The sequence below is a fragment of the Sphingomonas sp. FW306-05-A genome, from assembly GCF_058782275.1.
In genome coordinates, this window is record NZ_JBYSXN010000001.1 from 562,264 (window position 1) to 577,761 (window position 15,498).

Sequence of the window (15,498 nt, forward strand, 5' to 3'; positions counted from 1 at the left end):
GCCGGGGCGGAGCAGGGGAGCAAGCGAAAAGTTGCGGCCCCGCGCTTTAGGCCCGCGCGGCGAGCATTTCCGCGATCGTTGCGAACTTCTCCCGCGGTGCGCCGCTTCGCGCGCGTGTCACTTCGGCAGCCTCGATCTTCTGCCAGTCGCGGAAGGTGACGATGTCGACCCCGCGATCGGCGAGCAACGTGTCCAGCCCGACCCGCCCGGCCTTGCCGCTCCCTCCCGGAACGTCCGCCGCGATCAGTTCGGCGATCGCGAACCCGTCAGGCCGGTTGGTGCCGATCGTCCCCGTAGGCCCGCGCCGTGCCCAGCCGACCGCATACAGCCCCGCCGCGATCCGCCCGTCGACATTGGCAAACCGCCCGAGCGCATCGTCATACGGGACGCCCGCGATCGGGGGCGTGCGATATCCGATACAACTGACCACCAGTGTGGCGGGGATCGCATATTCCTCGCCCGTATCGACCACGCGCCCGTCAGCGTCGAGTCGCGTGCGCGCGACGATCACGCGTTCGGCATGGCTTTCGCCTTCCACCCGGACGGGGCGGGCGAAGAAGTCGAACACGATCCGGACCGGCTTGTCCGCCTGCGGCAGCGCGAACGCGCGCAAATGCGCCACCGCCTTGCGCATCCCCGGATCGAGATCGACATCCGCCTCCGTGGACGGCAAGTCCGCCGGGTCGACCAGCGCCACCGCACGCGTCAGATGCGCCAGCTCGCCCAGTTCCTTGGGCGTCATCGCGATCTGGTGCGGCCCACGTCGCGCAAGCAGCGTGACCGTCGCATGTTCGGCATCGCGCAACCGATCGAGCGCGTGGCCGACGATGTCGGAGCCGCCAAACTCGGCCTCGGTCTTCGCAAGGATCCGCGCGACGTCGAGTGCGACGTTGCCAGCCCCCACGACCACTGCATCGAGACCGCCGACCGGCGGATCGAGCGCGGCGAAATCGGGATGCCCGTTATACCAACCGACGAACGCCGCCGACCCGATCACGCCGGGCAGATCGTCTCCCGGTACGCCGAGCGGCTTGTCCGATGGCGCCCCCGTCGCGAGCACGACCGCGTCGTACAACTCGAGCAACTCCGGCACCGACACCGCGTCCCCCACCGACACGTTGCCGACGAAGCGCACGGTGTCGCTCAGCGCGACCGCCTCGTAGCGGCGCGCGACCGCCTTGATCGACTGGTGATCGGGCGCGACCCCGCTGCGGATCAGCCCATAGGGGACAGGCAGACGATCGATGATGTCGACCCGGCAATCGTCGCCGAACGCCTTCTGGCACGCCTCCGCGGTATAATAGCCCGCCGGGCCCGAGCCGATGATCGCGATATGCCGCATGGCGTACGTTCTCCTGTGCGGGGATCGTAACCCGAGGAGATCATGGGGCAAGCACCAAGCGCGCTGACACGTCGAACGCCCCGAGGAATCCCGCTGCATGAACGCGATGTCATCTTGGCGTCGTCGTATCGCCATGCCAAGGCGGCAATGCGATTGTGTACGATCGTTACAGTTGGGAAGGTTTCCAGGGATGCCTCGTCGATGAGCCGCGCACCGATCTTCTACGATGCGTCCGGTCGCCGGCGTCGGCGTTTCGCGATGGCGGTGGCGGCGTTCGTGCTGCTCGTCTTGCTGTCGATCGTTGCGCTGGGGGTGTCGATCGGCGCGGTCCCGGCTCCTCCGCTGCTCCCGGTCGAGGCGGAACACGCCGCTTACACCAAGCTGCCGCCCCCGCACGATCCGCTGCTGCGCCGCGCACGTCGCAATATCATCGATTATGCGCGCCTGATGGGTGCCGCGCCGGCGCGCGGCGTCGGCACTGCGGTCGACCAGCCGCTTGCGATCGGCTTCCATGTGCCGTGGGACCAATCGAGCGTCGCGTCGCTCAGGCGGCATATCAACGATCTCGACTGGTTGATTCCGGGCTGGGTCTCGGTCACCGGTACCAACCACGACATATCCGTGTTTCGCGATACGGCGGGACGCGAGATCATCAACCGCTCGACGCATCGTCCCTTGCTGCTGCCGATGATCCAGAACGCCAAGGATGGCGTGTGGGACGCGAAGGGCATGGAAGCGCTGTTGCACTCGACGACGCAACGCGCGGCGTTCCTCGACAAGCTGGAACCGTGGCTGGTCCGTAACCGTGCCGGCGGGGCGTTCTTCGATTTCGAGGAACTCAGCCCGCGCGGGCAGGCGGACTTCCGCACGTTCCTGCGCGAAGCCAAGGTGCGCTTCGCCAAGCATAACTGGGTCATCGCGATTGCGGTGCCGATCGGGGCGGCGGAAGGCGAGGATGGCTGGAACATCGCCGCCTTCGCTTCGATCGTCGATCGCGTCTTCCTGATGGCGTATGACGAGCATGAGACGAGCGGCGATTCCGGCCCGATCGCGTCGCAAAGCTGGTTCGAACGCTCGGTCGCGCGCGCTGTCCAGGGCGTGCCGCGCAACAAGATCGTCGTCGCGATCGGCAGCTATGGCTATGACTGGCACGACGGCGGCGGTGATCCGCTCGCGATCGACGAAGCCTGGCAGTCCGCGCGCGAATCGAGCGCGATGCCGATTTTCGACAAGGCCAGCGGCAACACCGGTTTCGCCTATATGGAAGGCAGCAGCCGCCACGTCGTCTGGCTGCTCGATGCGGCGTCCGCGTATAACCAGATGAAGTTCCTAAGCCGGGTCGGGCTCAACGGAGTCGCCGTATGGCGGCTCGGCGCGGAAGACCCCGGGCTGTGGTCGATCTTCGGGCGGTCGCATCGCACGCTGCCGGCGCCCTCCGCGATCAACGCGATCCCCGCCGGGACCGATGTCGACATCGAGGGCAGCGGCGAAATCCTCAAGATCGCAGGCGTGCCGGTGGCGGGCGTGCGGCAGGCGATCGCGGCCCCCGATGGCGGGATCGCCGACGTCCATTTCGTGACCTTGCCATCGCCGTATATCGTTGCGCGGACGGGCTATCGCCCCGGCCTCGTCGCACTGACCTTCGACGACGGCCCCGACCCGACCTGGACCCCGCGCGTCCTCGATGTGCTCAAGCAGAAGCAGGTTCCGGGGACGTTCTTCGTCATCGGCGAGAATGCGCTGACGCAGCGCCGCCTGCTCGACCGCATGATCCGCGAGGGGCATGAGATCGGCAGCCACACCTATACGCATCCCAATCTTGCGGGCGCGTCCGAAACCGAAACGCGGTTCCAGCTCAACACCACGCAACGGCTGTTCCAGGCGTTCACCGGCCATTCGCTGCGGCTGTTCCGTGCGCCCTATTTCGGGGACGCCGAGCCGACCACCTCGGACGAAATCTACCCGGCGCTGCAGGCGCAGAACCGCGGGTACATCTCGGTCGGGCTGCACGTCGATCCGGACGACTGGAAGCGGCCGGGCACGCAGGCGATCATCGACCGCACGGTCAGCGAAGTCACCGATCCGGCAGGCCGCTGCACCGGCGACGATGAACCGCAGTGCAGCCGCAACATCGTGCTGCTCCACGATTCGGGCGGGGACCGATCGCAGACCGTCGCCGCCTTGCCGCAGATCATCGATCAGTTGCGCGCCAAGGGCTATCACTTCGTGCCCGTGTCCGAGCTCGCCGGCATCCCGCGCGACGTCGCGATGCCACCGATCACGGAGAGCGAGCAGGTCACGGCACAGTTCAACCTGTTCATCTTCAGTGCGCTCGGCGGGATCGTCGTCGCGCTTGGCTGGATCTTCTTCTTTGCGATCACGATCGGGATTGCGCGCGCGATCATCCTGTCGGCGCTGGCGCTGATCCAGGCGCGGCGCGAAAGCCGGATGGTGTTCCCGCCGATTGACCCCGACACGTTCGTGACGGTGATGATCCCCGCGTTCAACGAGGAGCTGGTGATCGAACGCGCGGTCCACGGCGTGCTTGCGTCGACCGATGTGCGGATCGAGGTGATCGTGATCGACGACGGGTCGTCCGACGCGACGAGCGCGGTGGTGCACGCCGCCTTTGCCCATGATCCGCGCGTGAAACTGCTCACGCTCGAGAATGGTGGCAAGGCACGCGCACTCAACCGGGCGCTCGATCTGGCGACGGGCGAAATCGTCATCGCGCTTGACGCCGATACGCAGTTCGAGCCGACGACCATTGCCCGGCTGGCGCGCTGGTTCGTCGATCCGACGCTCGGCGCGGTCGCGGGCAACGCCAAGGTCGGCAACCGCGTCAATCTGCTGACGCGGTTCCAGGCGGTCGAATATATCACTGCGCAGAACCTCGAACGGCGCGCGCTCGCACGGCTCGATGCGATGGCGGTGGTGCCGGGCGCGGTCGGCGCATGGCGTCTGGCCGCGATCAAGCAAGTTGGCGGCTACCCCGACGATACGCTTGCCGAGGATCAGGACCTGACGATCGCGATCCAGCGCGCCGGGTGGAAGGTCACCTACGACCAATATGCGGTCGCCTGGACCGAATCGCCCGAGACGATCAAGGGCCTTGCCAAGCAACGCTTCCGCTGGGCGTTCGGCACGCTGCAATGCCTGTGGAAGCACGGCAGCATCATGGCGACGGGCAAGCCGCGCGGCCTCGCGCGCGTGGGGCTCCCGCAGGCAATCCTGTTCCAGATCGTGTTTGCCGCGATCTCGCCGATCATCGACCTCGCGCTGATCGTCAGTTTCGTGACGACTTATCTCGCGGTGCTCGCGCATGGCTGGGCGCAGACCCAGCATGATGTCGAGAAGATGCTGATCTATTGGCTGGTGTTCACACTGATCGACCTCCTCGCCGCGATCGTCGCGTTTGCGCTGGAGCGGCGCGAGGACTGGCGGCTGCTGTGGCTGCTGATCCCGCAGCGCTTCGGCTATCGCCAGATCATGTATTATGTCGTGCTCAAGGCAATCACCCAGGCGTTGCGGGGACCGCGCGTCGGCTGGGGCAAGCTGGTGCGGACCGGTCGGGTGAACGTGTAAGCCGGGCTTACTCGACCCGCTCGACTTTCAGCCCGCGGTCGCGGAGCAAGGCGATCACCGAGCCCCGCCCGACCAGATGCCCCGCGCCGACCGCGACCAGCACGCGGCCGGGGCGCGCCATTCGTCCGACGATCGCGCGGGTCCAGCGGCGGTTGCGCTGATCGATGAGCGCATCCGCGATTGCTGGGTCCTGGCGGACGGAGTCGAGCGTTGCGGACAGCGTCGCCGTGTCGCCCTTGATCCAGGCGGCGAGCAGCGTGCGATAGCCCTTCTCAGGGTCGATCGCGTCGCGTGCGGCATCCAGCAGCAACCGACGCTGCGACGCCTCGTGCAACCGATCGAACAGGTGGAGCTGTCCCGCGCGCGTTTCGAGCGCACCGATCGTCTTGCCCGCGAACCGCTGCGTCAGCACCGCCTCGACCCCGTCGTTCGCCGATGCTCGGCTGACGTGCCCCGCACCCGCGCCGATCACCAGCGCGGCGGCCCAGGTCTTGTATCCGTTAAGATCGTCGGCGGACTGGTTCGCGGCGGCAATGCCTTGCCGCAAGTGCGCGCGATCCGCGGGGGCGACGCGATCGAGCAGCGCGGGCAGGCCCCGCTGCCGGCCGAGCGTTTCGAACTGCGCGTGCGCATCATCGCCTGCCACCGGGGGCACTTCGAGCACCAGCGTGTCCGCCGCGCCGATCGCGCGCTCCACCTCGGGTGTCTGCCATTGCACCTTGGGCGGCAGCGCGTGGATCGTCCCGATCAGCCAGATCGTCGTATCGGCATCCGACACCCGCCACAGCGCGGGCCGCGCCGGCGTCGGTGCCGTCTGGTCGCATCCCGCCAGCAGCAGCGCGAGCGTAAGGCCGAACCGCCGGATCAATAGCGGATACGCACGGCTTTGAGGTGGCGCTTGGCCAGTTGCACCTGCACACTGTCGCGCCCCGCGAGATGCCCCGCGCCGACCGCGATGAACACCGTTCCCGGCTTCTTCATCCGTTCAGCGACCCACGCCGCCCAGCGCTTGTTCCGCTCGACCAGCAGGATCCGGTACAGATTGGGTTGGCTCGTCAAATCCTCGTTCATCAGCGCGCTCAGCCCCTCGGCGTCGCCCGCCTTCCAGCGGTCAAGCATCGCGTTGATCATCCCGTCGAACTTGTCGATGTCCCGCACGCTCGACACGAGGAACGCGATCTGGTCCGCCTGCGACAGCGCGTGGAAATAGCCGAGCTGCTGTTGCAACGTCTCGAGCCCCGTGATCGGCTTGCCCGCGGCGGTCGCGGCGGCGGTCAGCGTGGCCTCCGCGCCGTCGGCCGCGCTGAACCCGGCCTTTTGCAACGCCAACTGGGAGAGGGTGACGGCGACGAACCACGGCTCGAACTTCTCGACCGCGGCGGGCGGGATGCCGAGCTTGGTCATCGCGGCGGCATAAGCGGCCCGGTCGCCCGCGTTGAGCTTCTGCGTCAACGGCACCCCCGACGTGTCGGTTGCGAGCGGGAGCATCACGCTTTGCGCGGTCGCGGGATCGGGGAGGGGGATCTCTAGGATCAACTGTCCGCTCGCGTCGAACGCCTTCTTAACCGCCGAGTCGAACCAGCCGAGATGCGGCTTGAGCGCATGGATCGTCCCGAACAGATACACGGTCGTGTCCCGGTCATTGACCACCCACAAAGCCGGATCGGCAGTAACCGTGGCGGCGCGGGGGGTTGCGGGCATCTGCACTGGCGCGGGCGCCGTCTGCGCGACCGCGCCGCCGCTCAGCAACAGTGCGGTGAGCGCGAGGAAGGGGCGGGTGAGGATCATGCGAGGCGTCCCGATACGTGTCCGGCGAATGGTCGCCGCCCTACCCCCTAAACCAGCGCGGGTTAACAGCTTTCCGATCAAGCGTTGACCCCCTTGCGGCACTGCGCCAAAGCCAGCGCATCATGACCGATCGCCCGATGAGCTTCCAGCGGATGATCCTGACGCTCCATGACTATTGGAGCGACAGGGGATGCCTGATCCTGCAACCCTATGACATGGAAATGGGGGCGGGGACCTTCCACACCGCCACGACGCTGCGCGCGCTCGGCCCCAAGCCGTGGAACGCCGCCTTCGTCCAGCCATGCCGCCGCCCGACTGACGGCCGCTATGGCGAGAACCCCAACCGGCTCCAGCATTATTACCAGTATCAGGTGATCCTGAAGCCGAGCCCGGCGGATTTGCAGGAGCTGTACCTTGGCTCGCTCGCCGCGATCGGGATCGATTTCACGAAGCATGATATCCGTTTCGTCGAGGACGACTGGGAATCGCCGACGCTCGGTGCCTGGGGCCTGGGTTGGGAAGTCTGGTGCGACGGGATGGAAGTCACCCAGTTTACCTATTTCCAGCAAATGGGCGGGTTCGACATGAAGCCGGTGGCTGGCGAACTGACCTACGGGCTCGAGCGGCTCGCGATGTACATTCAGGACAAGGACAGCGTCTACGACCTCGCGTTCAACGACGCGGGCGTGACCTACGGCGAGGTGTTCCACGAGAATGAGGTCGAGATGTCGACCTGGAACTTCGAAGTGGCGGACACCGACAGCCTGTTCGATTCGTTCCGCAAGCATGTCGCGGAATGCGAGAACAGCCTGGCGGCGGGGCTGCCGATCCCGGCCTATGAGCAGGCGATCAAGGCGAGCCACGTGTTCAACTTGTTGCAGGCGCGCGGCGTCATCTCGGTCGCCGAGCGGCAGGCGTATATGGGCCGGGTGCGCGATCTCGCGAAGGGTAGCTGCCAGGCGTGGATCGAGAAGCACACGCCTGCGTGGCAGGAAGCCTATCCGGGGTGGACCGCGTGATCCGCGCCGCAGGCAATTTCTCTTTTGATGGCTTAGTGGCTTTGGGTGAGAAGAAGGGTTTTATCACGCAAAGGCGCAAAGGCGCTAAGATGGCGTGTGCCGCAGCAGGCGGCGCGCGCGCTTGCGAGGGTTTTGTTGAGCTTCGCTCGGGCAAACTCGCTGAAGGCTATCAAACCTTCTCCTGCTTTCTCTTAGCGTCTTTGCGCCTTTGCGTGATCAACCCCTTCCTGATCCACCCCCTCCCAACGGTGCCCGCATGACCGATTTCCTTCTCGAACTCCGCTCGGAAGAAATCCCCGCGCGGATGCAGGACCGCGCCCGTGAGGACCTCGCCAAGCTGTTCGCCGCCGAACTCGCCAAGGCGGGCCTCGCCGCGACCGAGCTCGTCACCTACGCCACCCCGCGCCGCCTCGCGCTGATCGCGCGTGGGCTCCCGACCGAGACCGCCGCGGTGTCCGAGGAAACCAAGGGCCCCAAGGCGAGCGCACCGCCGCAGGCGCTCGAAGGCTTCCTCCGCAAGACCGGCCTCACGCGCGAGCAACTGGTCGAGCGCGACGGCGTGCTGTTCGCGGTGGTCGAAAAGCCCGGTCGTGCCACCACCGGCGTGCTCGCGGACGCGATCCCCGCGATCATCCGCGCCTTCCCCTGGCCCAAGGCGATGCGCTGGGGCGGGGCGTCTACCACGATGGAATCGCTTCGCTGGGTCCGCCCGTTGCAGGGCATTGTCGCGCTGTTCGGCGACGAGATCGTGCCCGTCGAGATCGCCGGCATCACCAGCGGTGCCGCGACCGTCGGGCATCGCTTCCATCACCCGGGGATCATCACGATCGGCTCGGCGGACGATTATGTCGAGAAATTGCGCGCCTGCCATGTGATCGTCGACCAGGCCGAACGCCGCCAGATCATCGCGCTCGGCGCGACGATGGCCGCGCGCAAGGCGGGGCTTGAACTGGTGCAAGACGAGGGGCTGCTGACCGAGAATGCTGGGCTGACCGAATGGCCGGTGCCTTTGCTCGGGCGCTTCGACGCTGCGTTTCTGAGCGTCCCGCCCGAGGTGATCCAGCTTACCGCGCGCGTGAACCAGAAGTATTTCGTGTGTCGCGATCCCGGTGGCGCACTCGCGGATGCGTTCGTCTGCACCGCCAACATCGATGCGGTGGATGGCGGCGAGAAGATCGTCGAGGGCAACCGCAAGGTGCTCGCGGCAAGGCTTTCGGATGCTAAGTTCTTTTACGAGACCGATTTGAAGGTGCCGCTGGAGGCGCAGGCGGAGAAGCTCGACCGGATCGTGTTCCACGAGAAGCTCGGAACGGTCGCGGACAAGGTCGCGCGGGTGGCGAAGCTGGCACGATGGCTGGTCGAGGAAGGAATCGTTTCTCCTAAGCCCCTCCCCTTCAGGGGAGGGGTTGGGGGTGGGGCCGTGCCTACTTCCGAAGGCACGCCTGCTGAACTGCCCCACCCCAACCCCTCCCCTGAAGGGGAGGGGCTAAAGGCAGAATTGGCCAACCTCGCGCACCGCGCAGCCTTGCTCTGCAAGGCGGATCTCGTCACCGGCATGGTCGGCGAATTCCCAGAGCTGCAAGGTCTGATGGGCGGCTATTACGCCGCCGCACAAGGCGAAGACCCCCGCGTCGCCGCCGCGATCCGCGATCACTACAAGCCGGTCGGGCAGGGCGACGACGTCCCGACCGATCCGGTGACGGTGGCGGTAAGTCTGGCGGACAAGCTGGATACGTTGTTCTCGTTCTTCTCGGTGCAACTGTTCCCAACCGGATCAAAGGATCCGTTTGCGTTGAGACGTGCGGCATTGGGAGTGCTCCGGACAATCCAGGTATCGGGTGCAAAGTTCCGTATTTCCGCTGCATCGGAAGCATGGTCGGACGACGACGACTCAATGCTCGGACTGGTATTGGCGGACTTTTTGCAGGATCGCCTAGGAGTTCAGTTGCGGGAACAGGGTGTTCGCTACGATTACGTCCAGGCCTCAACGGACTGGGGCACGAGCAGCGACGATCGCATGGAGCGAGTCGAACAAAGGGCAAAAGCCTTGGCTGCTTTCCTGGCGACCGAGGACGGCACGAACCTGCTCGCAGGCTACAAGCGCGCCGCGAATATCCTGAAAAAGGAGGGCGTCCCTTCTTCTCCCTCTCCCCTCCGGGGAGAGGGTCGGGGAGAGGGGAACGCTTCAACAGGCGGCTCACTCGATAATGCAGCACAGCCCCTCTCCCCGACCCTCTCCCCTGAAGGGGAGAGGGAGCAGAAAGAGCTGTCCTACACGCCCGAACCAGCAGAGACTGCGCTCGCCACCGCACTCGACTCTGCCGAACCCGCAGCCTCAGCCGCAATCGAGCGCGAGGACTTCGAGGCCGCAATGGCAGCGCTGGCAACGCTTCGCGCACCGATCGATACGTTCTTTGAAACCGTGATCGTCAACGACCCCGTGCCCGAAAAGCGCACGGCCCGTCTCGCATTGCTCGACCGCGTTCGTGCTGCAGTGCACAATGTGGCAGACTTTTCGAGGATCGAGGGGTGATGCCAACGCGTTACGCCTGACCTTAGCCTAACCTTCCAATCGCCTCCCCAGCGAATTCAACCTGTTAGAGGGAAGACGCATGACTCAGTACGTATATCGCTTCGGCGGCGGGGTGTCCGATGGGGGCAAGGGCGACCGGAACTTGCTGGGGGGCAAGGGCGCTAACCTAGCGGAGATGGCATCGATCGGCCTGCCGGTCCCGCCGGGCTTCACCATCTCGACCGATTTCTGCGCGGTCTATTACGATGAGGGCGGCCAGTTTCCGCAGGGCCTGCGCGATGAGGTCGCGACCGGGATCGCGCATATCGAGGGCATCACCGGCAAGACGTTCGGCGACGCAGCCGATCCGTTGCTCGTCTCGGTGCGCTCGGGTGCACGTGCGTCGATGCCGGGGATGATGGACACGGTCCTAAACCTCGGGCTCAACGACCAGACCGTCGAGGGCCTTGCGACCACCTCGGGCGACGCGCGCTTCGCGTGGGACAGCTACCGCCGTTTCATCCAGATGTATTCGGACGTGGTGCTCGAACTCGACCACGGCGCGTTCGAGGAAGCGCTTGAGATCGCGAAGGAAGACCGCGGATACTTCCTCGACACGGATCTCAGCGCGGACGACCTGCGCGCGCTCGTCGCCGAGTATAAAGGCCTGGTCGAGCAGCAATGGGGCAAGCCTTTCCCGCAGGACGTGCATGACCAGCTTTGGGGCGCGGTCGGCGCGGTGTTCGGCTCGTGGCAGTCGGAGCGCGCGAAAGTCTATCGCCGCCTCAACGACATCCCGGCAAGCTGGGGCACCGCGGTCAACATCCAGGCGATGGTGTTCGGCAACATGGGCGAGACCTCGGCGACCGGTGTGGCGTTCACGCGCGATCCCTCGATCGGCACCCGCGCTTATTACGGCGAGTTCCTGATCAACGCGCAAGGCGAGGACGTCGTCGCCGGCATTCGCACCCCGCAATATCTGACCGTCGCTGCGCGTGAAGCCGCCGGCGCCAAGCCCGCCTCGATGGAAGAGGCGATGCCCGAAGTGTACGGCGAGCTCGCCAAGGTGTTCGACCTGCTCGAGACGCATTACCGCGACATGCAGGACATCGAATTCACGGTGCAGCAGGGCAAGCTGTGGATGCTCCAGACGCGCTCGGGCAAGCGCACCGCCAAGGCCGCGCTCAAGATCGCGGTCGACATGGCGAACGAGGGGCTGATCACGCGCGAGGAAGCGGTCGCGCGGATCGATCCGATGGCGCTCGATCAGCTACTCCATCCGACGCTCGATCCCAAGGCGACGCGCGACGTGCTGACCAAGGGGCTCCCCGCGTCGCCGGGTGCCGCCTCGGGCCATGCGGTATTCGACAGCGATACCGCCGAGAAGCGCTCCAATGCGGGCGAGTCGGTGATCCTGATCCGTACCGAGACGTCGCCAGAGGACATCCACGGCATGCACGCGGCACGCGGCATCCTCACCGCGCGCGGCGGGATGACCAGCCACGCGGCAGTGGTCGCACGCGGCATGGGGCGGCCGTGTGTATCGGGCGCTGGCTCGATTGCGATCGACGCCAAGGCGGGCACGATGCGTGTGGGTGACCGCACGATCAAGGCGGGCGACATGGTGACGATCGACGGCACCACCGGCGAAGTGATGGCGGGCGAAGTCCCGACCGTTCAGCCCGAATTGTCGGGTGATTTCGCGGCGCTGATGGTGTGGGCGGATGGCGTGCGACGCCTCAAGGTCCGCGCCAACGCCGAGACCCCGCTCGACGCCAAGGTCGCGCGCGAGTTCGGTGCCGAAGGGATCGGCCTGTGCCGGACCGAGCACATGTTCTTTGATGCCGAGCGCATCACCAACGTCCGCCAGATGATCCTGGCCGAGGACGAGGCCGGTCGCCGCACCGCGCTCGACAAGCTGTTGCCGGAGCAACGTGCGGACTTCGTCCAGCTGTTCGAGGTGATGGCGGGGCTGCCGGTGACGATCCGCCTGCTCGATCCACCGCTGCATGAGTTCCTGCCGCACGAAGAATCCGAGTTTGCGGATGTGGCGGCAGCCGCGGGGATCGCGGTCGACGTGCTCAAGCGGCGTGCGGCAGAACTGCACGAATTCAACCCGATGCTCGGGCATCGCGGGTGCCGGTTGGGCGTGACCTATCCAGAAATCTACGAGATGCAGGCGCGCGCGATCTTCGAGGCGGCGGTCGATGTCGCCAAGCGCTCGGGCGCGGCACCGATCCCCGAGGTGATGATCCCGCTGGTCGGCACGCGGCGCGAGCTCGAGCTGATGAAGACGGTCGTCGACAAGGCAGCGCAGATCGTCTTCGAGCGGACCGGCACGACGCTCGACTATCACGTCGGGACGATGATCGAGCTGCCGCGCGCCTGCCTGATGGCGGACGAGATCGCCGAGGTGGGCGCGTTCTTCTCGTTCGGGACCAACGATTTGACCCAGACCACGCTGGGCGTCAGCCGCGACGATGCGGCGCGGTTCCTCGGCACCTATGTCGAACGCGGGATCTATGCGCGCGACCCGTTCGTCAGCCTCGATGTCGAGGGTGTCGGGCAGTTGATCGCGATGGCGGCGGAGCGCGGGCGCAAGACGCGGCCCGACATCAAGCTCGGCATCTGCGGCGAACATGGCGGCGATCCCGCGAGCATCGCTTTCTGCGAAACGGTCGGGCTCGATTACGTCTCGGCCTCGCCGTACCGCGTGCCGATTGCACGGCTGGCAGCGGCGCAGGCGGCGCTGGCGAAGCGCGACTGAAGAAGGAGGGGCGTACCCGACGTCCCTCCACCGTCCCCGCGCACGCGGGGATCCATATTGGCGAACGGCGCGAGCAACGACGGACGGTGACTATGGATTCCCGCCTTCGCGGGAATGACGGGGGAGGGGCCGATAGCGGTTCCGCTTCAGATCAGGTCGCGCGGCGGCAAAGGCTCGGACCCGCGCAATGCCGCGATGGTCCGATCCGCCTCTGCCAGCTCGTCGCGTAGCACTTCGGTCTCGCGGTGCAGATCCGCAACGCGCTGGTCGGCGATGCGCAGGCGGCCTTCCGCATCGTCGTGATAGGCGGCGTAGCGCGTCGCTTCGTCGCGCAGCTGCCGCTTGTACTTCCGCGTACCCGGCGCGCTGGCATAGCCGATCAGCCACCCCGCCACCAATATGACGAAGAGCAAAATGAACTGTTCGGGTGTCGTGAACGGCATTCCGGATCCCCTGTCGCAAAGCCAAGGGCGTGATCCTGGCCGCTCGCCAACCGTACCGCAAGTGCCTCTATTTGAACGCATCCGCGATCGAGCAGGCGGCCGGGCCGAGAATGACGATGAACAGCGTCGGTAGGATGAACAGGATCAGCGGGATCGTCATGATCGCCGGCAGCCGCGCCGCTTTCTCCTCGGCGCGCATCATCCGTTCGTTGCGGAACTCCGACGACAGCACGCGCAATGCGGAGGCGAGCGGCGTCCCGTATTTCTCGGTCTGGACCATCGTGGTGACGACGCCCTTGACCGCGTCCAGCTTGACCCGCGACGCAAAGTTCTCGAACGCCTGCCGTCGCTCGGCAAGGAACCCCAGTTCGATCGCCGTCAGCGTAAACTCGTCGCCCAGTTCGGGATAGGCCTTGCCCAATTCGCGTGCGACGCGGTTGAAGGCGGCGTCGACGGTCAATCCCGCCTCCGCGCAAATGACGAGCAGGTCGAGCGCATCGGGCAGGCCCTTCTGGATCGCCAGCGACCGCTTCTTGATCTTGTTGTCGAGGTAAAGGTCGGGTGCCTTGTACGACAGGACGAAGTTGGTCGCGACGATCGCGTACATCTTCCACGGCGTCCAGTTGGCGAAGATCCCGCTGCCATAGACCAGGTACAGGACCAGCACTCCCCATGTCAGCGGCAGCACCAGCCGCCCGAAGATCACCGCGACCGCATATTCCTTCGACCGGATTCCCGCCTGCATCAGCTTGACTTGGGCTGCCTTGACCTGGCTGTCCTGCAACACCTTCAGGCTGGACAGCAGGCTCTTGATCCGGTCGGTCGTCTCGTTCTTGGTGACGAGCTTGGCGCGGCGCTTGGTCGAGGCGGTGATGCCCGCCTTCAGCTGTTCGCGCCGGTCGTTGAGCGCCTTGACACGCTTGGTCATCGGGTCGTTGACGGTGGTGACCGCGTAGATTGCGAGCAGCACCATGAACGCCGCCACCCCGGCGAGGAGCGTAGCCACGGTATAGACGTCGATGCCAAGGATCATAGGGCCGGTGGAGGATGGAGGGTTCATCACTTAAATCTCGAAACTGACCATGCGGCTCATGATGAACGCGCCCATTCCCATCCACAGCATCCCGATCCCGCCCGTCACCATCAGCCGCTGATCGATGAAGAAGTTGGCCATGTACGGCGGGTTAATGATCCAGATGAGGGTGAAAACGATGAACGGTAGCGAGCCGACGATATAGGCGGACGCCTTCGATTCAGACGACATCGCCCTGATCTTGAGCTTCATCTGTCCGCGCATCCGTAGCACCGTCGCGAGGTTGGCGAGCGTCTCCGCGAGATTGCCGCCGGTCTCGCGCTGGATCGCGATGGTGATGACGAAGAACTGGAACTCGGGCGTGCCCAGCCGGTCGGCGGTGTCCTGCAACGCCGCGTCCAACGTCCGCCCGATCTTCATCTTGTCGGTAATCGACTTGAACTCGACCCCGACCGGGCCATCGACTTCGTTCGCAACGACCGAGATCGTCTCGGTGATCGGCAACCCCGAGCGAAGGCCACGCACGAGCAACTCGATCGCGTCGGGAAACTTGGCGGTGAACTTCGCGATCCGGCGCTTGATCGTGATGCCGATCACCTTGTGCGGCACGCCTGCCCCGATCACGACGCCGAGCAGCAGTGCCAGCAGGAGCGGCAACCCGAGGATCGCCAGCAATAGCGTGACCCCGGTGATCGCGCCAAGCGTCGCCATCCCATATTGGCCGACCGTCCAGGTCTTGCCCGTCATCGCAAGCCGCTTCTTGAGCAGCGCGACGTTGGGCAGGAATCGCGCCGCCGCCACGTCCATGCGGTTGCTGCGCGCGGCGGCGATCCGGCGCAGCTGCGCATCCGCCAGCACATGGGCCGCCTCGCTGTGCCGCTCGCGCAAGGCACCCAGGCGACGCGCGCCCGCCTTGTCCGCATTGGGCCCGGCAAAGGCGAACGCCATCAGCATCAGCACAATGAGCGCGCCCACGCCCAGCGACAGGATCGGCATCAGGTTCATGACG

The 15,498-nt window shown here is 65.8% G+C and carries 11 protein-coding genes; 5 read left to right on the top strand and 6 right to left on the bottom strand.

Translation table 11 applies throughout. The annotated features are described in order from the left end of the window. Positions 1 to 46: 46 nt before the first annotated feature. The gene (locus AC3WJR_RS02555) at positions 47 to 1,342 is read right to left on the bottom strand and encodes an FAD-dependent oxidoreductase (RefSeq protein WP_492722025.1); all 1,296 of its coding nucleotides are present in this window, start codon (positions 1,340 to 1,342) and stop codon (positions 47 to 49) included. A 201-nt stretch (positions 1,343 to 1,543) separates the two neighbouring features. Here AC3WJR_RS02555 and AC3WJR_RS02560 point away from each other — a divergent pair, with 201 nt between their 5' ends. Continuing rightward, entirely contained in the window at positions 1,544 to 4,927 is a 3,384-nt protein-coding gene (locus AC3WJR_RS02560; protein WP_492722027.1) for a trifunctional glycoside hydrolase family 18/polysaccharide deacetylase/glycosyltransferase family 2 protein, read from the top strand. A gap of 7 nt (positions 4,928 to 4,934) precedes the next feature. Here AC3WJR_RS02560 and AC3WJR_RS02565 read toward each other — a convergent pair whose 3' ends face one another. Both AC3WJR_RS02565 and AC3WJR_RS02570 read right to left on the bottom strand, forming a co-directional pair. Next, positions 4,935 to 5,795 (bottom strand): TraB/GumN family protein, encoded by an 861-nt coding sequence (locus tag AC3WJR_RS02565; protein WP_492722029.1) that lies wholly within the window; start codon positions 5,793 to 5,795, stop codon positions 4,935 to 4,937. Then, positions 5,792 to 6,715 (bottom strand): TraB/GumN family protein, encoded by a 924-nt coding sequence (locus AC3WJR_RS02570; RefSeq protein ID WP_492722031.1) that lies wholly within the window; start codon positions 6,713 to 6,715, stop codon positions 5,792 to 5,794. Before AC3WJR_RS02570 ends, AC3WJR_RS02565 begins: the two co-directional genes overlap by 4 nt. Before the next feature lie 122 nt (positions 6,716 to 6,837). Between AC3WJR_RS02570 and AC3WJR_RS02575 the strand changes: the two genes are divergently transcribed. The 4 genes from AC3WJR_RS02575 (at position 6,838) to ppdK (ending at position 13,013) form a co-directional block, all read left to right on the top strand. Then, positions 6,838 to 7,734, top strand: a complete 897-nt coding sequence (locus AC3WJR_RS02575; protein ID WP_277967638.1) for a glycine--tRNA ligase subunit alpha — start codon at positions 6,838 to 6,840, stop codon at positions 7,732 to 7,734. Continuing rightward, a complete protein-coding gene (locus AC3WJR_RS02580; RefSeq protein WP_492722033.1) occupies positions 7,731 to 7,994 on the top strand; it encodes a hypothetical protein in 264 nt (87 codons plus the stop codon). Before AC3WJR_RS02575 ends, AC3WJR_RS02580 begins: the two co-directional genes overlap by 4 nt. Further along, entirely contained in the window at positions 7,991 to 10,267 is a 2,277-nt protein-coding gene (gene glyS / locus AC3WJR_RS02585) for a glycine--tRNA ligase subunit beta (RefSeq protein ID WP_492722035.1), read from the top strand. Before AC3WJR_RS02580 ends, glyS begins: the two co-directional genes overlap by 4 nt. 79 nt (positions 10,268 to 10,346) lie before the next feature. Then, complete coding sequence (gene ppdK / locus AC3WJR_RS02590) at positions 10,347 to 13,013, top strand: pyruvate, phosphate dikinase (RefSeq protein WP_492722037.1); 2,667 nt, start codon at positions 10,347 to 10,349, stop codon at positions 13,011 to 13,013. A gap of 146 nt (positions 13,014 to 13,159) precedes the next feature. Here ppdK and AC3WJR_RS02595 read toward each other — a convergent pair whose 3' ends face one another. The 3 genes from AC3WJR_RS02595 to AC3WJR_RS02605 form a co-directional block, all read right to left on the bottom strand. Further along, a complete protein-coding gene (locus tag AC3WJR_RS02595; RefSeq protein WP_492722039.1) occupies positions 13,160 to 13,456 on the bottom strand; it encodes a hypothetical protein in 297 nt (98 codons plus the stop codon). 67 nt (positions 13,457 to 13,523) lie between these two features. Then, entirely contained in the window at positions 13,524 to 14,489 is a 966-nt protein-coding gene (locus AC3WJR_RS02600; protein WP_492722041.1) for a type II secretion system F family protein, read from the bottom strand. Between the two features lie 30 nt (positions 14,490 to 14,519). Further along, positions 14,520 to 15,494 (bottom strand): type II secretion system F family protein, encoded by a 975-nt coding sequence (locus AC3WJR_RS02605; protein WP_354279738.1) that lies wholly within the window; start codon positions 15,492 to 15,494, stop codon positions 14,520 to 14,522. Between the last annotated feature and the right edge of the window lie 4 nt (positions 15,495 to 15,498).